General features: G+C 72.4%; 23 protein-coding genes. 17 read left to right on the forward strand and 6 right to left on the reverse strand.

Going from position 1 to position 19,438, the window contains the following annotated elements; genetic code table 11:
• Positions 1-93: 93 nt before the first annotated feature.
• Genes ABD249_RS10420 through ABD249_RS10430 form a run of 3 tightly spaced genes read right to left on the reverse strand, consistent with a single transcriptional unit; the run spans position 94 to position 3,723 of the window.
• On the reverse strand, positions 94-1,005 hold the full coding sequence (locus ABD249_RS10420) for a beta/alpha barrel domain-containing protein (RefSeq protein ID WP_344343255.1): 912 nt from the start codon (positions 1,003-1,005) through the stop codon (positions 94-96).
• 28 nt (positions 1,006-1,033) lie between these two features.
• Complete coding sequence (locus tag ABD249_RS10425) at positions 1,034-2,269, reverse strand: CaiB/BaiF CoA transferase family protein (protein WP_344343257.1); 1,236 nt, start codon at positions 2,267-2,269, stop codon at positions 1,034-1,036.
• 5 nt (positions 2,270-2,274) lie between these two features.
• Positions 2,275-3,723, reverse strand: coding sequence for a GntP family permease (locus tag ABD249_RS10430; protein WP_344343259.1), 1,449 nt, complete (start codon positions 3,721-3,723; stop codon positions 2,275-2,277).
• Between the two features lie 118 nt (positions 3,724-3,841).
• Here ABD249_RS10430 and ABD249_RS10435 point away from each other — a divergent pair, with 118 nt between their 5' ends.
• From ABD249_RS10435 to ABD249_RS10450, 4 genes are all read left to right on the forward strand, one after another.
• Positions 3,842-4,600, forward strand: a complete 759-nt coding sequence (locus ABD249_RS10435) for an IclR family transcriptional regulator (RefSeq protein WP_344343261.1) — start codon at positions 3,842-3,844, stop codon at positions 4,598-4,600.
• A 64-nt stretch (positions 4,601-4,664) separates the two neighbouring features.
• On the forward strand, positions 4,665-5,381 hold the full coding sequence (locus ABD249_RS10440) for an MSMEG_4193 family putative phosphomutase (protein ID WP_344343263.1): 717 nt from the start codon (positions 4,665-4,667) through the stop codon (positions 5,379-5,381).
• Positions 5,382-5,391: 10 nt separating this feature from the next.
• The gene (locus tag ABD249_RS10445) at positions 5,392-5,949 is read left to right on the forward strand and encodes a DUF3090 domain-containing protein (protein WP_344343265.1); all 558 of its coding nucleotides are present in this window, start codon (positions 5,392-5,394) and stop codon (positions 5,947-5,949) included.
• Positions 5,946-6,713 (forward strand): SCO1664 family protein, encoded by a 768-nt coding sequence (locus ABD249_RS10450; RefSeq protein WP_425546318.1) that lies wholly within the window; start codon positions 5,946-5,948, stop codon positions 6,711-6,713. The genes ABD249_RS10445 and ABD249_RS10450 overlap by 4 nt, the downstream gene beginning before the upstream one ends.
• A gap of 43 nt (positions 6,714-6,756) precedes the next feature.
• On the opposite strand, the gene ABD249_RS10455 is transcribed toward ABD249_RS10450, so the two are convergent.
• A complete protein-coding gene (locus ABD249_RS10455) occupies positions 6,757-7,212 on the reverse strand; it encodes an SRPBCC family protein (RefSeq protein WP_344343267.1) in 456 nt (151 codons plus the stop codon).
• 34 nt (positions 7,213-7,246) lie between these two features.
• Here ABD249_RS10455 and ABD249_RS10460 point away from each other — a divergent pair, with 34 nt between their 5' ends.
• Entirely contained in the window at positions 7,247-7,714 is a 468-nt protein-coding gene (locus ABD249_RS10460) for a P-loop nucleotide/nucleoside kinase family protein (RefSeq protein ID WP_344343269.1), read from the forward strand.
• A 4-nt stretch (positions 7,715-7,718) separates the two neighbouring features.
• Here the strand turns inward: ABD249_RS10460 and cysE are convergent, their stop codons facing one another.
• Both cysE and cysK read right to left on the reverse strand, forming a co-directional pair.
• Positions 7,719-8,249, reverse strand: coding sequence for a serine O-acetyltransferase (cysE, locus tag ABD249_RS10465; protein WP_344343271.1), 531 nt, complete (start codon positions 8,247-8,249; stop codon positions 7,719-7,721).
• A gap of 7 nt (positions 8,250-8,256) precedes the next feature.
• Complete coding sequence (gene cysK / locus ABD249_RS10470; protein ID WP_344343273.1) at positions 8,257-9,186, reverse strand: cysteine synthase A; 930 nt, start codon at positions 9,184-9,186, stop codon at positions 8,257-8,259.
• A gap of 69 nt (positions 9,187-9,255) precedes the next feature.
• Between cysK and prmC the strand changes: the two genes are divergently transcribed.
• From prmC to ABD249_RS10530, 12 genes are all read left to right on the forward strand, one after another.
• A complete protein-coding gene (gene prmC / locus ABD249_RS10475) occupies positions 9,256-10,152 on the forward strand; it encodes a peptide chain release factor N(5)-glutamine methyltransferase (RefSeq protein WP_425546319.1) in 897 nt (298 codons plus the stop codon).
• Positions 10,153-10,195: 43 nt separating this feature from the next.
• Positions 10,196-10,873, forward strand: a complete 678-nt coding sequence (locus ABD249_RS10480) for an L-threonylcarbamoyladenylate synthase (RefSeq protein WP_344343277.1) — start codon at positions 10,196-10,198, stop codon at positions 10,871-10,873.
• Positions 10,870-12,063, forward strand: coding sequence for an MraY family glycosyltransferase (locus ABD249_RS10485; RefSeq protein WP_344343279.1), 1,194 nt, complete (start codon positions 10,870-10,872; stop codon positions 12,061-12,063). The genes ABD249_RS10480 and ABD249_RS10485 overlap by 4 nt, the downstream gene beginning before the upstream one ends.
• Complete coding sequence (locus tag ABD249_RS10490) at positions 12,060-12,512, forward strand: Cg1360 family ATP-synthase-associated protein (protein WP_344343281.1); 453 nt, start codon at positions 12,060-12,062, stop codon at positions 12,510-12,512. The genes ABD249_RS10485 and ABD249_RS10490 overlap by 4 nt, the downstream gene beginning before the upstream one ends.
• 270 nt (positions 12,513-12,782) lie before the next feature.
• Entirely contained in the window at positions 12,783-13,520 is a 738-nt protein-coding gene (gene atpB / locus ABD249_RS10495; protein ID WP_344343283.1) for a F0F1 ATP synthase subunit A, read from the forward strand.
• 52 nt (positions 13,521-13,572) lie between these two features.
• A complete protein-coding gene (atpE, locus tag ABD249_RS10500) occupies positions 13,573-13,797 on the forward strand; it encodes an ATP synthase F0 subunit C (protein ID WP_344343285.1) in 225 nt (74 codons plus the stop codon).
• 39 nt (positions 13,798-13,836) lie between these two features.
• Positions 13,837-14,394, forward strand: a complete 558-nt coding sequence (locus tag ABD249_RS10505; protein ID WP_344343287.1) for a F0F1 ATP synthase subunit B — start codon at positions 13,837-13,839, stop codon at positions 14,392-14,394.
• On the forward strand, positions 14,391-15,173 hold the full coding sequence (locus ABD249_RS10510) for a F0F1 ATP synthase subunit delta (protein WP_344343289.1): 783 nt from the start codon (positions 14,391-14,393) through the stop codon (positions 15,171-15,173). The genes ABD249_RS10505 and ABD249_RS10510 overlap by 4 nt, the downstream gene beginning before the upstream one ends.
• A gap of 18 nt (positions 15,174-15,191) precedes the next feature.
• On the forward strand, positions 15,192-16,820 hold the full coding sequence (atpA, locus tag ABD249_RS10515) for a F0F1 ATP synthase subunit alpha (protein ID WP_344343291.1): 1,629 nt from the start codon (positions 15,192-15,194) through the stop codon (positions 16,818-16,820).
• 5 nt (positions 16,821-16,825) lie between these two features.
• Complete coding sequence (locus ABD249_RS10520; RefSeq protein WP_344343293.1) at positions 16,826-17,725, forward strand: F0F1 ATP synthase subunit gamma; 900 nt, start codon at positions 16,826-16,828, stop codon at positions 17,723-17,725.
• A gap of 22 nt (positions 17,726-17,747) precedes the next feature.
• Positions 17,748-19,199 (forward strand): F0F1 ATP synthase subunit beta, encoded by a 1,452-nt coding sequence (gene atpD / locus ABD249_RS10525; RefSeq protein ID WP_344343295.1) that lies wholly within the window; start codon positions 17,748-17,750, stop codon positions 19,197-19,199.
• Positions 19,199-19,438: F0F1 ATP synthase subunit epsilon (locus ABD249_RS10530; protein WP_344343297.1), on the forward strand; the 240-nt coding region annotated here is incomplete at its 3' end. The genes atpD and ABD249_RS10530, both read left to right, overlap by 1 nt.

A 19,438-nucleotide genomic window follows, 5' to 3' on the forward strand; every position in this document is an offset into this window, starting at 1 on the left:
CGGTCGGCGCTGGACGTGACCGATCGGCGCAGGAGGCGACCGATCGAGCGCAGGAGGCGACCGGTCAGGGCCGCGTCGCGACGCCGCCCGTGCTCAGCCCACCACCCACCCGAACGCCTCGGCACCCGATCGGGCGCCGGCCTGCGAGCGGGCGCGGTCGGGCTCGGCGAGCGTCGTCGTGACCTCCTCGCCCAGGCGCACGAGCTCGCCGAACGACGCGGGGCTCGCCCACGACGGGCGCAGCCCGAAGACGAGGTCCTCCGTCGCGGTGTTGCCCGAGGCGCCGGGCGCGAACGGGCAGCCGCCGAGCCCGCCGAGCGCGCCGTCGACGACGGTCGCGCCGCCGTCGACGGCGGCGAGCGCGTTCGCGACGCCGTTGCCCCACGTGTCGTGGCCGTGGAAGACGAGCCCCACGCCCGGGCGCACGCGGGCGACCTCCTCCATCCGCCGGCGCACCTCGCCGGGGTGCGCCTGGCCGAGCGTGTCCGCGACGACGACGTCGACGGCGCCGTCGGTGCGGGGGTCGCTCGCGATCGACAGCACGCGCTCGAGCGGCACCTCGCCGTCGAACGGGCACGTGAACGCCGTCGCGATGCACAGCTGCACCGTGCCGCCCACCGCTCGCGCTGCGGCGAGCGCGTCGGGGAACGCCGCGACCGACGCCTCGGCGTCACGGCCCACGTTCGCCCGGTTGTGGGCGTCGGATGCCGAGAGGCAGTACTGGAAGCGGCGCACGCCCGCGGCGGCCGCCCGCTCGACGTGCCGCGGCGTCGCGACCCACACCCACGCGCGATCGCGCTCCTCGTCGGTGAGCGCGGCGACGACGTCGAGGGTGTCGGCGAGCGTCGGCACGAGGTCCGGCCGTGCCATCGAGCCGACCTCGACGTGCTCGACGCCGAGGGCGAGCAGCTCGCGCACGAGGCGCACCTTGCGCTCGGTCGGCAGCGGTCGTCCGACGAGCTGCAGCCCGTCGCGCAACGTGACGTCGCGGATCTGCACGGTCATGGTCGTCCCTCCTCCATCGCCTGGGCGGTCATCGCATCCGCTCCTCGTAGTCGGCGACGCGCGCGTCGCTCCAGCCCAGCTCGGCGAGCACCTCGGCCGTGTGCGCACCGAGGTCGGGGCCGACGTGCCGGATGGGCAGCGAGCGCCCGCCGAGCACGGGCACGACGCCCGGGAAGGCCGTCGCGGGCAGGTCGCGCTCGCCGTCGGTGACGTCGAGCCGCTGGATCATGCCGCGCGCGGCGAGCTGCTCGTCGGCGCACAGGTCCTCGGCCGTCGCGATGGGCCCGGAGGGCACGCCGGCGTCGTCGAGCGCCGCGAGCGCGTCCTCGCTCGAGCGCGCGCGGGTCCACGCGCCGATGGCGTCGTCGAGCGCGTCGCGAGCGGCCCAGCGGCCGTCGTTCGTCTGCAGCGCGGGGTCGTCCGCGAGGTCGGGGCGGCCGATGGCACGCATGTAGCGCTGGTAGATGCCGTCGCCGTTGCCCGCGACCACGATGCTGCGACCGTCGGCGCACAGGTACGCGTTCGACGGCGCGATGCCCTCCATGCGACCGCCGGTGCGCTCCCGACGCACGCCGTACGCCGACCACTCGGGCACGAGGGACTCGGTCACCGAGAGCATGGCCTCGTTGAGCGCGACGTCGATCGTGCGCCGGTCGATCGCCAGGTGCCGCTCGCCGCGCGCCGCCCGCGTGGTCTCGCGCTCGAGCAGCGCCATGACGGCGCCGAACGCGCCGTAGAGGCCCGCGATGGTGTCGCCGATCGACACGCCCGTGCGGCTCGGCGCCCGCCCCGGCTCGCCGACGAGCTCGCGGAACCCGCCCGCGGCCTCCGCGACCGCCGCGAACCCGGGGCGCGGCGCGAGCGGGCCCGTCTGCCCGAAGGCCGAGATGCGCACGACGACGAGGTCCGGGTTCGCGGCCTCGAGCGCTGCGGCGTCGAGGCCCCAGCGCTCGAGCGTGCCCGGTCGGAAGTTCTCGAGCAGCACGTCGCTGCGGCGGACGAGGTCCAGCACGACGTCGCGGCCCTCGTCGGTGCGCAGGTCGGCGACGATCGAGCGCTTCGAGCGGTTGATCGTGCGGTGCAGCATCGAGGTCGTGCCGGAGCGCAGGCGCCAGCGCCGCAGCTCGTCGCCCGTGCGCGGGCGCTCGACCTTCACGACGTCCGCGCCGAAGTCCGCCAGGAGCCTGCCGGTCGTCGGGGCCGCGATGTAGTTGCCGAGCTCGACGACCCGCACGCCCGCGAGCGGACCCGAGGCCGCATCCACCTCGATCATCCGACGAAGAGCGACAGGACGAGGGTCATGCCGAGCGCGATGACCGACGCGACCGAGACGCCGAACGTCACCGACTTCAGCGCGCCGCGCACCGACTGCCCGAGGAACGACTGCAGCAGCCAGAACGTGTTCGACGTCACGTGGATGCAGAACAGCGCTCCAGCGCCGGCGGCGAGGGCGATGAGCAGCGGGTCGAGCCCGATCGTGGCGGCGACGGGGCCGAGGATGCCGGCTGCCGTGATCGCCGACAGGGTCACCGAGCCGACGGCGATGTGCAGCACGGCCGCCATGACCCACACGACGAGCAGCGGCGCGACGGTGGTCGCCTGGAAGTACCCCTGCAGGATCGTGCCGAGGTCGCCCTCGGCGATCACGGCGGCGAGCGCACCGCCGACGCCCGTGAGCACGAAGATCTGCCCGCCGTCCTGGAAGCCGCGCACGAGCGAGCGCTCGACGCGCGGCGTGCCGATCGTGGCACGACCGACGAGGCCCGTCGCGATGACCGCGAGCAGCAGCGCGATGACGGGGTTGCCGAGGAACTGCATCGCGGGCACCTCGACCTCGAGCACCGTCAGCACGGCCTGCGCCGCGATGAGCGCGAGCGCGGCGAGCATGGGCCCGAAGAGCACGATGAGCGGCACCGTCGCGGGGTCGCGCGTGCCCTGCGGCGTCGTCGCGCCGGCGACCGTCGCGACCGACGTCGTCGACCGATCGCCATGGTCGCCGCCGACGGAGCGTGCGCTGCCGACGCCCTGGGCGGCCTCCTGCGCGGCGCCCTCCTCGCCGCCGTCGCTGATGAGCCGCTGCTCGTCGCTCTCGGGCTTCCAGAAGCCCAGGCGGAAGACGGTGCTCACGACGAGGATCGAGAGGATGACCGTGGGCACGACGACCGCGAGCCCGCCGAGCAGCATGATGCCGAGCGGCACGCCGAGGAGGCCCGCGAGCGCGACGGCTGCGAAGCCCGGCACCATCATGACGATGCCGACCTCGAGGCTGATGGCGAAGGTCGCGGCCATGATGCCCGTGCCGGCCTTGCCCAGGCGCGGTGCGATGCGACGGGCGAGCGGTGCGGCGATGACGATCATGGCGTCGACGAAGATCGTCTGCAGGTACGTCGCGAACGACAGGCCGAGGGCGTACGGCACGCCGCGCCTGCCGAACACGCGCAGCAGCGACTCGACGAGGCGCGTGATGGCGCCCATCTCGTTGAGCATCGCGCCGATGAGCACGCCCCAGGCGATGAGGAGGCCCGCCTCCATCATCACGTCGCCGAAGCCGCGCGTCATGGTCGTGACGGTGTCGACGGGCCCGAGGCCCGTGAGGAGGCCGATCGCGGCGGCGCCGAGCGCGAGCGCGATCACGGGGTTGATGCGGAAGCGGACGATCACGACGACCACCGCCAGGATCACGATGCCGACCACCGTCAGCGTGTACCAGTCGGGCACGTCGGTCCTCCTCGTCGAGGGTCGCGGCTCGTCGTCGAGCGCGCAGCGATTCCCACATCGTAGGACCATTCCCGCCCAGCGGAGCGAGATCGGCGTGTCGGCGGCTACGCTCGCGACCATGGCAGAGCAGCCGCTCCTCGTGCTCGAGAAGATCCGCAGCATCCTCGACGCGTTCACGCTCGTCGCGCCCGTGCGCACCGCGGCGCAGATCCGTCAGGCGACGGGGCTGCCGTCCTCGACCGCCCACCGGCTGCTCGCCAACCTCGTCGAGCACGGCTTCCTCGACCGCGAGGGCGAGGCGTTCCGCATCGGCGCGCGCATGGCGTACTGGGCGGGGCCGGCGACGCGAGCGCGCGACCTCGTCGACCTCCTGGCGCCGCAGCTCGAGGCGCTGCGCGACGCGACGGGGGAGACGGCGTGCTGCTTCCGCGCCGAGCAGGGGGCGCGCGTGTGCGTCGGCGTCGCCGAGACGCACCACGGCCTGCGCCGCGCGATGTACGTGGGCCGCATCCAGCCCCTCCACGTCGGCAGCGCGGGCCGCGTGCTCCTCGCATGGGATGCCGCCCTGCTCGACGCGGTCGCGGCCGGGCCGCTGCCCGCGCTCACGGATGCGACGATCACCGACGCGGACGCCCTGCGCGAGGTCGCGGCGCAGACGCGGGCGCAGGGCTACGCCATCACGATCGGCGAGCGGGTGGAGGAGGCCTCCGGCGTCTCCGCGCCCGTCTTCGACGCCCATGCGCGCGTCGTCGGGGCACTCACCGTCATGGGGCCGACGCTGCGCATGCCGCTCGAGGCGTGCACGGCGATGGTGGATGCGGTGGTCGCGGCGGCGGAGGGCGTCACGGCGTCGCTCGGGGGCCGCGCGCCCGCGTGACGCGCGCGGGTCGCCCGACGCGCGGCCGCGGTGCCGTCGGCGCGTCGGAGCGTAGGCTCGACGCATGCCCACCGTGCTGCTCGTCCGCCACGGCCGCACCACCGCGAACGCGTCGGGCATCCTCGCCGGCCGCACCCCGGGCGTGCGCCTCGACGACGTCGGCCTCCAGCAGGCCGCCGACGCCGCAGCCCGCATCGCGGCCGTCCCGCTCGCGCGCGTCGTCAGCAGCCCGCTCGAGCGCTGCCTCGAGACGGCCGACGCCATCCGTGCCCGGCAGGAGGCCTCGCCGCCCGCGACCCTCGAGCCCGGCCTCAGCGAGTGCGACTACGGCGACTGGCAGGGACGCCCGCTCGCCGAGCTCGCGCGCGAGGACCTGTGGCGCGTCGTCCAGGCGACGCCCTCCTCGGCGACGTTCCCCGCGGGGGAGTCGATGCTCGCGATGCACGCCCGCGCCGTCGAGGCCGTGCGCCGCATCGACGCCGACGTGCTCGCCGAGCATGGACCGGACGCCGTCTGGGCCGCGGTGAGCCACGGCGACGTGCTCAAGGCGATCCTCGCCGATGCGCTCGGCATGCACCTCGACCTCTTCCAGCGCCTCCACGTCGACCCTGCCTCGGTCTCGATCGTGCGGTACGGCACGAGCCGCCCCCAGGTCCTCGGCTGCAACACGCTCGCAGGCGACCTCGCGTGGCTGCGCCCGCGCACCGAGGACGCGGACGGCGTCGGCTCAGGCGATGCCGTCGTCGGCGGCGGTGCAGGACCGCACGGAGGGCGCTCGTAGCATGGAGGGCATGTCCCCGGTGGTCCACGGATTCGACTGGCCAGACCGATTCGTCGTCGGCACCGTCGGCGAGCCCGGCGCTCGCACGTTCTACCTGCAGGCGCGCAGCGGCGGCGACGTCGTGAGCGTCGCGCTCGAGAAGCAGCAGTCGGCCCAGCTCGCGGCGGGGATCGACCACATCCTCGACGAGCTGCGCACGCAGTCGGGCAACCCGTTCCACGTGCCCGAGGGCACGCCGGACGAGCTGCTCGACGACGATCCGCTCGACGCGCCCGTGGTCGAGCGGTTCCGCGTGGGCAGGATGACGCTCGGCTGGGATCCCTCGACGGCGCAGATCGTCATCGAGGCGCTCCCGCTCGCGACGGAGGCCGACGAGGACGACCCGCTCGACGAGCCGACCGAGCCCGACGAGCTGCTCGTCGTCCGCATCCCGGTCGGGTCGGCGAGGGCGTTCGCGCTCCGCACGCGCGGCATCGTCGCAGCCGGTCGGCCGCTGTGCCCGCTGTGCGGCGAGCCGACGCACCCGGACCGCCCGCACGTGTGCGGGCTGCCCGACGACCTGCCGTGATCGCCGATCCCGAGGCCGTCGGCGATCGGCTCGTCCTCACCGGCCGCATCGTCTCGGCGTCGAACGCCGTGCTCGTCGGCGAGCTCGACGGCGTCGAGGTCGTGTACAAGCCCGTCCTCGGCGAGCGTCCGCTGCGCGACTTCCCGGACGGCACGCTCGCGAGTCGCGAGGTCGCGACGTACGCGGTGTCGGAGGCGAGCGGCTGGGACGTCGTGCCGCACACGCGGCTCGTCGACGGCCCGTACGGCGTCGGGATGCTGCAGCGCTGGGTCGAGACGGACCTCGAGCAGGAGGCCGTCGCCCTCGTCGCGGCGGACCGCGTGCCGGACGACATGCTGCACGTGCTCGACGGCGTCGGGGCCGACGACCTGCCGGTGTCGCTCGTGCACGAGGACACCGCCGCGCTGCGCCGCGTCGCGGTGCTCGACCTCGTGACGAACAACGCCGACCGCAAGGGCGGGCACGTGCTCGAGCGCGCCGACGGCCACCGCCACGGCATCGACCACGGCCTCACGATGCACGTCGACCACAAGCTGCGGACGGTGCTGTGGGGATGGATGGGCCGGCGGCTCGACGCCGAGGAGGTCGCAGGCGTCGCCCGCATCCGCGCCGCGCTCGATGGCGACCTCGCGACGGTGCTGCACGCGCTCCTCGACCCGAGCGAGGTCGACGCGCTCGCGATGCGCTGCGACGCGCTGCTCGCCCGCGGCACCTTCCCCGAGCCGGCCGCGGGCCTGCCTGCGGTGCCATGGCCGCCGTTCTGACCGCTCGGCGCCTGCCGCGGACGTCGCGCCCGCCCCGGCTCGGCTAGGCGCGCCGGGCGAGCACCTGCAGGCGATGGCCGCGCCACTGCCAGAGCGCCCAGAGCGTCGGCCAGACGGCGGGTGCGGCGACGCCGCGGACGTCGAGGCGGTCGCGGAAGCGCGTGCGGCCGTCGGGCAGCGGCGAGACGGCCATGCGGTGCCGCCACGACGAGAGCGCGGCGAGCGGGCCGGAGACGGGACCGCCGCGGTCGTGGACGATGCGCACGTCGCCGCGCAGCTCGTCGTGCAGCTCGACGGTCATGCGCCCCGACGGCACCCCGGCCATGCGCGTCGACAGCGCCACGGGCGTCGCGGCCGGCCAGCGCTCGGGCCACGCACCGTCGACGGGCGTCGGCTCGAGCACGGGCGACATCGCGAAGCGCATGGCGGCGGGGGAGTGCAGCAGGGACCAGGCGTGCTCGACGTCGCAGTCGAGGATGAGGTCGAGGACGATGCGCATGCTCTCAGCATGGCGTGCCGCCTAGGCTTCGCGCATGCCCGTCGTCACGATCCTGAGCGGCCCGGTCGCCGTGGGCAAGACGACGACGGCGCGCGCGCTCGAGGCGGCCGGGGCGCTGCGCCTGTCGATGGACGAGGCGCAGTGGGAGGCGGGGTACCGCGGCGCCTTCCCGCCCGTCGAGGTCGTCGCGGCGCTCGAGCGAGCGCTGCAGGCGCGGATGGTCGAGGCGATCGCCGTGGGCAGGCCGGTCGTCGTCGACATGTCGCTCACGACGCGCGCGGTGCGCGACGCGTGGCGTCGTGCCGCGGAGGCGGCGGGCGCGAGCGTCGAGCTCGTCGTGCTCACCGCCCCGGTCGACGTGCTGTGGGAGCGCGTCAGGGCGCGCGAGGGGCTCGAGGATCCGAACGCGTTCACGCTCGACCGAGCGGCGCTCGAGGCGTACGTCGCGACGGTCGAGCCGCCGCATCCCGACGAGCGCGCGCGCATCGTCGCGACGGGCTGACGCGTCAGATCTGATACTCGATCGAGCCGGATCGGGCGACGGAGGCGGGCACGCCCACGAGCGTCACGCCGTCGCGCGCGTCGCGCACGACGACGGCGTTCGCGCCGACCTTGACGTCGTCGCCGAGCGTGATGGGTCCGAGGACCTTGGCGCCCGCGCCCACGACGACACGGTCGCCGAGCATCGGGTGCCTGCGGCCGACGCCCGGGCCCGTGCCGCCGAGCGTCACCTGGTGGTAGACGAGGCAGTCGTCGCCGACGACGGCCGTCTCGCCGATGACGACGCCCATGCCGTGGTCGATGAGCAGCCGCCTGCCGATCGTCGCGCCGGGATGGATCTCGACGCCCGTGAGGAAGCGCATCCACTGGCTGCCGGCACGGGCTGCGAGTCGCAGCCCGTGCCGCCAGAGCCAGTGGTGCCACCGGTGGGCCCACACGGCGTGGAGCGTCGAGTACGTCAGCCCCACCTCGAGGGCGCCGCGAGCCGCCGGATCGCGCAGTCGCGCGTTCCGGACGTCCTCGCGGATCCCCAGCACCGAGGCGTCAGACGAGGTCGGCGTAGATCGGGTTCGAGAGGTAGCGCTCGCCCGTGTCGCAGATGATGGCGACGATCGTCTTGCCCGCGTTCTCGGGGCGACGGGCGACCTCGAGCGCGGCCCAGATGATCGCGCCGGAGGAGATGCCCGAGAAGATGCCCTCCCTCGCCGAGAGCTCGCGCGCGACGCGCACGGCGTCGTCGAGCGCGACGTCGACGACCTCGTCGTAGACCTCGCGGTCGAGGATCGAGGGCACGAAGTTCGCGCCGATGCCCTGGATCTTGTGCGGACCCGCGGTGCCCTGCGTGAGGAGGGGGGAGTCGATGGGCTCGACGGCGACGACCTGCACGCCGGGCTTCAGCTCCTTGAGCCGACCGCCGGCGCCCGTGATGGTGCCGCCCGTGCCGATGCCGGCGACGAAGATGTCGACCTCGCCGTCGGTGTCGGCCCAGATCTCCTCGGCCGTCGTGTCGCGGTGCACCTGGGGGTTCGCGGGGTTGTCGAACTGGCGGGCAAGGACGGCGCCGGGCGTCTCCTCGACGATCTGGGCGGCGCGCTCGACGGCGCCGCGCATGCCCTCGGAGCCAGGGGTGAGCACGAGCTCGGCACCGAGGCCCTTGAGCACGGCGCGGCGCTCGACCGACATCGTCTCGGGCATCGACAGGATGACGCGGTAGCCGCGGGCGGCGCCGACGAGCGCGAGCGCGATGCCGGTGTTGCCGCTCGTGCCCTCGACGATCGTGCCGCCGGGCTGCAGCTCGCCCGATGCCTCGGCGGCGTCGACGATCGCCTTGCCGATGCGGTCCTTGACGCTCGCGCCCGGGTTGAAGAACTCGAGCTTGGCGAGGATCGTCGCGTGGGTGTCGTCGACGCGCTGGAGGCGGACGAGCGGCGTGCCGCCGATCGTCCCGGTGACGTCGTCGTAGATGCGAGCCATAGGTGGACCTTTCACGGGTGAGAAGCAGGCGTGATGATGCTATCCGTTCGCACCCCAGCGCGAGATCGGATGGGCGCCCCTGCAGGGTACGGTGCCGGGGTGCCAGATCTGCGAGCGACCCTCGTCGCTGCCCGCGACGCCCTCGCCCGCGTCGACGTCGTCGGCCCGGACGCCGAGCTCCTCGCCGCGCACGTGCTCGGCACGTCGCTCGGCGACCTCCGCATGCGCGCGGCGCGCGGCGACGTCCTCACCGACGATGCGGCGCGCGCGCTCGGCGCGCTCGTCGCCCGCCGCGGCGCCCGCGAGCCGCTGCAGCACCTCACGGGCGAGGCGCACTTCCGGCACGTGACCCTCGCGGTGGGTCCGGGCGTCTTCGTGCCGCGACCCGAGACCGAGGTGCTCGTCGACCACGCCCTGCGCCTCGCCGACGCCGCGGCGCTCGGCGCGGGCCGCGCGCCCGTCGTCGTCGACGCCTGCTCGGGCTCGGGCGCCGTCGCCGTCGCGATCGCGACCGAGCGACCCGCCGCCGAGGTCCACGCGGTCGAGCTCTCGCCCGACGCCCTCGCGTGGACGCGCCGCAACGTCGCCGCGCTCGCACCGGGCATCCGCGTCGTGGAGGGCGACGTCGGCTCGCTCGCGTCGCTGCTGCCCGAGCTCGTCGGCACCGTCGACGTGCTCGTGGCGAACCCGCCGTACGTGCCGGCGGCCGCCGTGCCGCGCGACGCCGAGGTCCGGCTGCACGACCCGGCGCTCGCGCTGTACTCCGGCGACGACGGGCTCGACGTCGTGCGCGCGCTCGCCGTCGTCGGGCTGCGGATGGTGCGGGCGGGCGGGGCGATCGCGCTCGAGCACGGCGAGGAGCAGGGCGCCGCGGTGCGCGACGTCCTGGGCGACGCCGGCTGGTCGCACGCGGCGACGCACCCGGACCTCACGGGCCGCGACCGCGTCACCACCGCGCTGCGCTGACGCGTCGACCGCGCGTGCGGCGCCTCGACCGTACGATGGACGCGTGCCCGAGACCTTCGACTGCAGCGTGCCCGTGACGCTCCTCGCGGGCGTGCGCGCCGCGCGGCAGGCGCTGCAGACCGGCGGGCTCGTGATCATGCCGACCGACACGGTCTACGGCATCGCGGCCGACGCCTTCAGCGCGGACGCCGTCACGGCGCTCCTCGCGGCGAAGGGTCGCGGGCGCCAGTCGCCGCCGCCCGTGCTCGTGCCCGACCTCGCGACGCTCACCGCGCTCGCCGAGGAGGTCTCGAGCGACGTGACGGCGCTCGCGGAGGCCTTCTGGCCCGGTCCGCTCACGATCATCGTCCGCGCCCGTCCGAGCCTCTCGTGGGATCTCGGCGAGACGCGCGGCACCGTCGCGCTGCGCATGCCCGCGAACGACGTCGCGCTCGGGCTGCTCGCCGAGACCGGCCCCCTCGCGGTCTCGAGCGCCAACCTGCACGGCGAGCCCGCCTCGACCACGGCGGCAGGCCCCGCGGCGGCGCTGGCCGACAGCGTCGCCGTCGTGCTCGACGCCGGCGAGGTGGGGGAGGGCTACGCGCCCCACGCCGAGGGCGATCGCGCGCAGAACGGCTCGACGATCGTCGACGCGACGGGCGAGCGCATCCGCATCGTCCGCCAGGGCGTGCTGGCGCGCGAGCGCATCGCGGAGGTCGTGGGCGAGGCGCTCGCGCCATGATCCTCTTCGTCGGGGTCGCGCTGCTCGCGGCGGTCGTCACGTGGCTCGTGAGCCTCGGGACGCTGCGGTTCGCGCTCGCCCACGGCATCCACCCACCCGTGCGCGAGCGCGACGTCCACGCGACGCCGACGCCTCGCCTCGGCGGCGTCGCGATGTTCGCGGGCGTGCTCGCGGCCGTGATCGCCGGATCGTTCGTGCCGCAGTTCCAGGCGGCCTACGACATGCCGCTCAAGATCGTCGCGCTGCTGGGCGCCACGGGCTTCATCGTCGTGGTCGGCGTGCTCGACGACCTGCTCGACCTCGACTGGATGGTGAAGCTCGGCGCGCAGCTCGTCGCCGCGGGCGTCATCGCCTTCTTCGTCGTGCGCATCACGAGCACCCCGAACCCGTTCGGCGGCATCGCCGTGGGGTCGTCGCAGATGTCGGTCGTGCTCACCGTCATCACGATCGTGCTCGTCATGAACGCCGTGAACTTCATCGACGGCCTCGACGCGCTCGTCGCCGGCACGACGATCATCGGATCGGCCGCCTTCTTCGTCTACATCGCGTTCATGACGCGCTCGCTCGGCCAGCTCGACACGTACTTCTCGCTCGCGAGCATCCTCACGGCCATCGTCGTCGGCGCCTGCGTGGGCTTCCTGCCGCTCAACTGGCACCCGGCGAAGATGTTCATGGGCGACGCCGGCGCCCTCATGATCGGCCTGCTCACCGCGACGGCGGCCATCTCGGTCACGGGCCAGATCGACCTCACGGTCGTCGGCGGCCGCTCGCAGCTGCTGCCCGCCTTCATCCCCGTGCTCCTGCCGTTCGCGATCCTCGCGCTCCCACTGCTCGACTTCGTGCTCGCGGTCGTGCGCAGGCTGCTCAACGGCCAGAGCCCGTTCGCCGCCGACCGCAAGCACCTGCACCACCGCCTGCTCGACATGGGGCACACCCACCTCGGCGCGGTCCTGATCTTCTACTCGTGGACGATCGTCGTCTCGGTCGGCTGCCTCCTCTTCCTCGTCCTCGACGAGTGGGTCGCGGCCGGTATCATCGGGATCGGCTTCCTGGTGTGCGCGATCCTGACCGCGCTGCCGGTGAGCCGGCGGGTCTGGCACTCCGCGCGTCGCCTCGCGGGGCTGCGCGCCGCGGAGCGCCGTGCTCGCAGGAGTGCCCCGGAGTTGACCGATGCAGAGGAGCGACGATGACCATCCAGGACGTCATGCGCCGCGTGCTCGCGTACGGCGGGCTGCTGGCCCTCGGCGTCGCGCTCGTCGGCGGGATCGTAGGGTTCGCCGTCGCCGGCTGGACGGGCGTCGTGAGCGCCCTCGTCGGCTGCGCGATCGCCATCGCCTTCTGCTCCCTCACGGCGGTGAGCGTCATCGTCGGCTTCGCCGTCTCGAAGGGCGAGCTGCTGCACCCGGGCTTCTTCGGCGTGCTGCTGGGCGGCATGCTCCTGAAGTTCCTCGTCTTCTTCGTGCTCATCATGGTGCTGCGCGACCAGACCTGGCTCTCGGGCGGGGTCGTCTTCGGCACGATGCTCGCGGCGGTCCTCGGATCCCTCGTCGTCGACGTGCTCGTCATCGGCCGCTCCAAGCAGCCGACGGTCGACGAGCCCGCCGAGGAGGAGACCCAGGGGCGCCCCGCGCGACGCTGAGCCGCACCCTCTGCTAGGCTTCAAGCGATCCCCCAGGTTGATCCCCCATGCTCTGCGCCCGCGAGGTCGCGAAGCGCAGAGGGACCGGTCAGGGATCGGATCATACGACGACGACCTTGGCGCCGTGTTGCGCCGTGACCGACGGAGACACCGCTGAGCGCGCTTCCCCTGCTGGCCCTTTCCGCCGCCGCTCCGGAGCCTGAGCCGTTCCATCCCCCGAGCCTGACCGAGTTCTTCCCGGAGGTCTTCCTCCTGACGGACCCGACGGCCGTGGGGCTGTCCGGCGCGGAGGAGCCGATCTTCGGCCTCAACCGCATCATGCTCATCCGCTTCCTCGCGGTCGCGGTCATGATGCTCATCCTCTGGCTCGCGGTGCGCAACATGCGCGTCGTGCCGACGCGGTTCCAGGCCGGTGCCGAGTTCCTGCTCGGATTCGTCCGCCAGAACGTCATCGTCGACACCCTCGGCGAGAAGGACGGCCGCCGGTTCATGCCGGTGCTCATGGCCATGTTCTTCGGCATCCTCGCGATGAACATCACGGGCATCGTCCCTGGGTTGAACATCGCGGGCACCTCCGTGATCGGCATGCCGCTCGTGCTCGCGCTCGTGGCGTTCGTGCTCTTCATCTACGCGGGGCTCAAGAAGCACCCGGGCGCGTTCCTCAAGAACTCGCTCTTCCCGCCGGGCGTGCCGATCCCGATCTACATCATCGTGACGCCGATCGAGTTCCTCTCGACGTTCATCCTGCGCCCGGTGACGCTCGCCCTGCGACTCCTCATGAACATGGTCGCCGGCCACCTGCTGCTGGTGCTGTGCTTCGCGGCGACGCACTTCTTCTTCTTCTCCCTCCTCGCCTACGGCGACCTGCTCGGACTCCTCGGCATCGGCACGCTGGCCTTCGGCCTCGCGTTCACGCTGTTCGAGATCCTGGTCGCGGTCCTGCAGGCGTACGTCTTCACCTACCTCGCTGCCGTCTACATCCAGCTCGCGCTGGCGGACGAGCACTGATCCGTCCGACCTCCCCAGGTCGTACAGCACACCCCCACGAAAGGAATCACCCGTGAACATCGTCGGCTACCTCGCCCCGATCGCATTCGGCCTCGCCTCGATCGGCTCGGCCATCGGCGTGGGCATCATCGTCGGCAAGACGATCGAGTCGGTCGCCCGCCAGCCCGAGCTCCAGGGCCGCCTGACGGGCCTCATGTTCCTCGGCATCGCCTTCACCGAGGCACTGGCGTTCATCGCCATCGCAACGGGCTTCATCCCGTTCGTCGCCCCGGCCTGATCGCCCACCGCCTAGCGGTACTCGAGTAAAGGAGTCGGGATGCAGCTCGCATTCCCCGTCGTGATGGCGGATGAACACGGTGAGGCCAGTCCGCCGAACCCGCTGATCCCCGCGATCTACGACATCGTCTGGAGCGCGGTCGTCTTCGCGATCGTCCTGGCGTTCTTCTTCTGGCTCGTCCCGAAGCTGAACGCGGCCCTCGATGCGCGTCGCGATGCGATCGAAGGCGCGCTCGAGCGCGCCGAGGCCGCCGAGGCCAAGGCCAAGGCGTCCGTCGAGGAGAACGCGGCGATCCTCGCCGAGGCTCGCGCCGAGGCGTCGCAGATCCGCGAGAAGGCACGCGCCGAGGGCGCGCAGATCCTCGCCGAGCTCAAGGCGTCGGCGCAGGACGAGGCGGACCGCGTGGGCGTCACCGCACGTGCGCAGATCGAGGCCGAGCGCCAGGCCGCCGTGCAGTCGCTGCGCCAGGAGGTCGGCGTGCTCGCGCTCGACCTCTCGGAGAAGGTCGTCGGCGAGACGCTCGACGAGCAGCGCGCCGCCGGCATCGTGGACCGCTTCCTCGCGGACCTCGAGGCCGAGGAGGCTGGTCGACGGTGAGGTCTGCCACGCGTGAGGCGCTCGGCGCCCTGACGGCCGCCGCGCAGGCGTCGTCGGGCGTCGGCGTCTCCGACGCCCGCGAGCTGCTGCAGGCGGCGCGCGCCATCGAGCGCTCGCCGCAGCTGCTCGCGGCGCTCGTCGACCCCAACGGCTCGGGCGACGACCGCGCGACGCTGCTGCGCAGCGTCTTCGCGCAGCTCGGCCCGGAGGCGCAGCGCCTGCTCGTCGTCGCGGCGAGCCAGCGCTGGTCGTCGGGCCGCGACCTGCTCGCAGGCCTCGAGGAGGCGGGCATCCGCATCGCCGCCGGCGCCACCGATGCCGACGTCGCGAGCGAGATCCACGGCTTCGGCGAGATCGTCGAGCACGACGCGGGCCTCGAGCTCGCGCTCGGCGGCCTGCTGGGCGAGTCGGGCGACAAGGCCGTCGTCGTCGAGCGACTGCTCGCCGGCAAGGTCTCGGACGCGACGCTCGTGATCCTCGACCACCTCGTGCGCAGCCCGCGCGGCCGACGCATCGGCGCGCTGCTGCGACAGGCCGCCGACATCGTGGCCGACGCGGCCGGCTCCGGCATCGCGACGGTCACGACGGCCGTCGCCCTCCCCGAGGCCCAGCTGCGCAGGCTCGAGGCAGGGCTCGCGCAGCGCTACGGACGACGCCTGCAGGTCCAGCAGGTCATCGACCCCCAGATCATCGGCGGCCTCCGGGTCGCGGTCGCGGACGACGTCATCGACGGCACGATCCGCTCGAAGTTCACCGACCTCCGGCTCCGGCTGGCCTAGGTCACACGAGGAGAAGCAATGGCAGAGATCACCATCAGCCCCGAAGCAATCAAGGGTGCGCTGAGCGACTTCGTGGCCTCGTACGAGGCCAAGGCCTCGTCGACGAGCGAGGTCGGTCGCGTCACGGACGCCGCCGACGGCATCGCGCACGTCGAGGGCCTCCCGGGCGTCATGGCCAACGAGCTCGTCCGCTTCGCGGACGGCACGCTGGGCCTCGCGCAGAACCTCGACGAGACCGAGATCGGCGTCGTCGTGCTCGGCGAGTTCGGCGGCATCGTCGAGGGCCTCGAGGTCACCCGCACCGGCGAGGTCCTCTCGGTCCCCATCGGCGACGGCTACCTCGGTCGCGTCGTCGACCCGCTGGGCGCCCCGATCGACGGCCTGGGCGACATCGCCTCGACCGGTCGTCGTGCGCTCGAGCTGCAGGCGGCGGGCGTCATGGACCGCAAGTCGGTCCACGAGCCCATGCAGACCGGCATCAAGGCGATCGACGCCATGATCCCCGTCGGCCGCGGCCAGCGTCAGCTCATCATCGGCGACCGCCAGACCGGCAAGACGGCCATCGCGATCGACACGATCATCAACCAGAAGGCCAACTGGGAGTCGGGCGACGTCTCGAAGCAGGTCCGCTGCATCTACGTCGCCGTCGGCCAGAAGGGCTCGACGATCGCATCGGTCAAGGGCGCCCTCGAGGACGCCGGCGCCATGGAGTACACGACGATCGTCGCCGCTCCGGCATCCGACCCCGCAGGCTTCAAGTACCTCGCGCCGTACACGGGCTCGGCCATCGGCCAGCACTGGATGTACGAGGGCAAGCACGTCCTGATCATCTTCGACGACCTGTCGAAGCAGGCGGAGGCCTACCGCGCCGTGTCGCTGCTGCTGCGCCGCCCGCCGGGTCGCGAGGCCTACCCGGGCGACGTGTTCTACCTGCACTCCCGTCTGCTCGAGCGTTGCGCCAAGCTCTCCGACGCCCTCGGCGCCGGCTCGATGACGGGCCTGCCCATCATCGAGACGAAGGCCAACGACGTCTCGGCGTACATCCCGACCAACGTGATCTCGATCACCGACGGCCAGATCTTCCTGCAGTCCGACCTCTTCAACGCCAACCAGCGTCCCGCGGTCGACGTGGGCATCTCGGTGTCGCGCGTCGGTGGCGACGCGCAGGTGAAGTCGATCAAGAAGGTCTCCGGCACGCTGAAGCTCGAGCTCGCGCAGTACCGCTCGCTCGAGGCCTTTGCGATGTTCGCGTCCGACCTCGACGCCGCGTCGCGTCGTCAGCTCGCGCGAGGCGCTCGCCTCACCGAGCTGCTGAAGCAGCCGCAGTACTCGCCCTACCCGGTCGAGGAGCAGGTCGTCTCGATCTGGGCGGGCACGAACGGCAAGATGGACTCGGTCCCCGTCAGCGAGGTGCTGCGCTTCGAGTCCGAGCTGCTCGACCACCTGCGTCGCAACTCGACCGTGCTCGACACGCTGCGCGACACCAACGTCCTCGACGACGCGACGCTGCAGACCCTCGAGAGCGAGGTCGACGCGTTCGCCGCCGGCTTCGTCGCCGACGAGTCGGACTCGATCGTCGCGGACTCGCCTGAGGAGATGCCGCTCGACGACGTCAACCAGGCGCAGATCGTGAAGGGCAAGCGCTAAGCCTCATGGGAGCCCAGCTCAGGGTCTACACGCAGAAGATCAAGTCTGCGCAGACGACCAAGAAGATCACGAAGGCGATGGAGCTCATCGCCGCGTCGCGCATCCAGAAGGCGCTGGCGCGGGTCGAGTCCTCCTCGCCGTACGCACGCGCGATCACGCGTGCCGTGAGCGCGGTCGCGACGCACTCGAACGAGGTCCACGACCTCACGCTCGAGCGCGACGAGATCCGCCGCAGCGCGATCGTGGTCCTCACGAGCGACCGCGGCCTCGCCGGTGCGTTCAACTCGCAGATCCTCCGCGAGGCCGGCGAGCTGCGTGCGCAGCTCGAGGGCCAGGGCAAGGAGGTCGACCACTACCTCGTCGGGCGCAAGGCGGTGCAGTACTTCCAGTTCCGTCGCCGTGCAGCGGTGCGCGACTGGACGGGCGACACCGACGTGCCCTCGGCGAGCCTCGCCAAGGAGATCGCGGACGCCGTCATCGCGTCCTACGTCACGGGCTCGGCAGACGGTGGCGTCGACGAGATCCACGTCGTCTACAACCGCTTCGTCAGCATGATGACGCAGGAGCCGCAGACCGTCCGTCTGCTGCCCCTCGAGATCGTCGACGCAGCCGAGGACGCGACGGACGGCGAGCACCTGCCGCTCTACGAGTTCGAGCCCGAGCCGGGCCGCGTGCTCGACGCGCTCCTGCCCGTCTACGTCGAGAGCCGCATCTTCAACGCCCTCCTGCAGTCCGCCGCCTCGAAGCAGGCAGCGACGCAGAAGGCGATGAAGTCGGCGTCCGACAACGCGGACACGCTCATCACCGACTACACGCGCCTCCGCAACAACGCGCGTCAGGCCGAGATCACGCAGCAGATCTCCGAGATCGTGGGCGGCGCGGACGCCCTCGGCTCGGCGAAGTAAGCCACGAAAGGCAACTGAGAGCATGACCATCACGGAAGCAGCCACGCAGGCAGCCGTCGGCCGCATCGCCCGCGTCACGGGCCCGGTCGTCGACATCGAGTTCCCCCACGACGCCATCCCCGGCATCTACAGCGCGCTCAAGACCGACGTCTCGTTCGGCGAGGGCACCGAGACGACGACCATCACGCTCGAGGTCGCGCAGCACCTCGGCGACGACCTCGTGCGCGCCATCGCCCTCAAGCCGACGGACGGCCTCGTCCGCGGCCAGGAGGTGCGCGACACCGGCGAGCCGATCACGGTGCCCGTCGGCGACATCACCAAGGGCAAGGTCTTCAACGTCATCGGCGAGGCGCTCAACCTGCCCGACGGCGAGACGCTCGAGGTCAGCGAGCGGTGGCCCATCCACCGCAAGGCCCCCGCGTTCGACCAGCTCGAGTCGAAGACGCAGCTGTTCGAGACCGGCATCAAGGTCATCGACCTCCTCACCCCCTACGTGCAGGGCGGCAAGATCGGCCTGTTCGGCGGTGCGGGCGTCGGCAAGACCGTCCTCATCCAGGAGATGATCCAGCGCGTCGCGCAGGACCACGGTGGCGTGTCCGTGTTCGCCGGCGTCGGCGAGCGCACGCGCGAGGGCAACGACCTCATCCACGAGATGGAGGAGGCGGGCGTCTTCGACAAGACCGCCCTCGTCTTCGGCCAGATGGACGAGCCCCCGGGGACGCGTCTGCGCGTGGCCCTCTCGGCGCTGACGATGGCGGAGTACTTCCGCGACGTGCAGAAGCAGGACGTGCTGCTCTTCATCGACAACATCTTCCGCTTCACGCAGGCCGGCTCCGAGGTGTCCACGCTGCTGGGCCGCATGCCCTCCGCCGTGGGCTACCAGCCGAACCTCGCCGACGAGATGGGTCTCCTCCAGGAGCGCATCACCTCGACGCGCGGCCACTCGATCACCTCGCTGCAGGCGATCTACGTGCCGGCCGACGACTACACCGACCCGGCCCCGGCCACGACGTTCGCGCACCTCGACGCGACGACGGAGCTGAGCCGCGCGATCGCGTCGAAGGGCCTGTACCCGGCCGTCGACCCGCTCACGTCGACGAGCCGCATCCTCGACCCGCGCTACATCGGCGACGACCACTACCGCGTGGCGACGACGGTCAAGCAGATCCTGCAGAAGAACAAGGAGCTGCAGGAGATCATCGCGATCCTCGGCGTCGACGAGCTCTCCGAGGAGGACAAGATCGTCGTGTCGCGTGCACGTCGCATCGAGCAGTTCCTCTCGCAGAACACGTACATGGCGAAGAAGTTCACGGGCGTCGAGGGCTCCACGGTGCCGCTGAAGGACACGATCGAGTCCTTCGACGCCATCGCCAAGGGCGAGTTCGACCACGTGTCGGAGCAGGCGTTCTTCAACGTCGGCCCCATCACGGACGTCGAGGAGAAGTGGGCGCAGATCCAGAAGGAGAACGGCTGATGGCACTCGCCGTCAGCATCGTCTCCGCCGAGGCCGAGGTGTGGTCCGGCGAGGCGAGCCAGGTCATCGCCCGCACCGTCGAGGGCGAGATCGGCATCCTCTCGGGGCATGAGCCCGTGCTCGCGGTGCTCGGCGCCGGCCAGGTGCGCGTCACCCCCGTCGACGGCTCGGTCATCGCCGTCGACGCCGAGGACGGCTTCCTGTCGGTCGACCACGACCGGGTCGAGATCGTCGCCAGG

This window comes from Agrococcus versicolor (genome assembly GCF_039531815.1).
GTDB classification, from domain to species: Bacteria; Actinomycetota; Actinomycetes; order Actinomycetales; family Microbacteriaceae; genus Agrococcus; species Agrococcus versicolor.

Coding starts and splice junctions, on each gene's coding strand:
- atpA (WP_344343291.1), top strand. CDS start 15,192: ATGGCAGAGATCACCATCAGCCCCGAAGCAATCAAGGGTGCGCTGAGC.
- ABD249_RS10440 (WP_344343263.1), top strand. CDS start 4,665: ATGCCCACCGTGCTGCTCGTCCGCCACGGCCGCACCACCGCGAACGCG.
- ABD249_RS10445 (WP_344343265.1), top strand. CDS start 5,392: ATGTCCCCGGTGGTCCACGGATTCGACTGGCCAGACCGATTCGTCGTC.
- prmC (WP_425546319.1), top strand. CDS start 9,256: ATGGGCGCCCCTGCAGGGTACGGTGCCGGGGTGCCAGATCTGCGAGCG.
- ABD249_RS10455 (WP_344343267.1), bottom strand. CDS start 7,212: ATGCGCATCGTCCTCGACCTCATCCTCGACTGCGACGTCGAGCACGCC.
- atpD (WP_344343295.1), top strand. CDS start 17,748: ATGACCATCACGGAAGCAGCCACGCAGGCAGCCGTCGGCCGCATCGCC.
- cysK (WP_344343273.1), bottom strand. CDS start 9,186: ATGGCTCGCATCTACGACGACGTCACCGGGACGATCGGCGGCACGCCG.
- ABD249_RS10485 (WP_344343279.1), top strand. CDS start 10,870: ATGATCCTCTTCGTCGGGGTCGCGCTGCTCGCGGCGGTCGTCACGTGG.
- ABD249_RS10505 (WP_344343287.1), top strand. CDS start 13,837: ATGCAGCTCGCATTCCCCGTCGTGATGGCGGATGAACACGGTGAGGCC.
- ABD249_RS10520 (WP_344343293.1), top strand. CDS start 16,826: ATGGGAGCCCAGCTCAGGGTCTACACGCAGAAGATCAAGTCTGCGCAG.
- ABD249_RS10420 (WP_344343255.1), bottom strand. CDS start 1,005: ATGACCGTGCAGATCCGCGACGTCACGTTGCGCGACGGGCTGCAGCTC.
- ABD249_RS10460 (WP_344343269.1), top strand. CDS start 7,247: ATGCCCGTCGTCACGATCCTGAGCGGCCCGGTCGCCGTGGGCAAGACG.
- ABD249_RS10435 (WP_344343261.1), top strand. CDS start 3,842: ATGGCAGAGCAGCCGCTCCTCGTGCTCGAGAAGATCCGCAGCATCCTC.
- ABD249_RS10490 (WP_344343281.1), top strand. CDS start 12,060: ATGACCATCCAGGACGTCATGCGCCGCGTGCTCGCGTACGGCGGGCTG.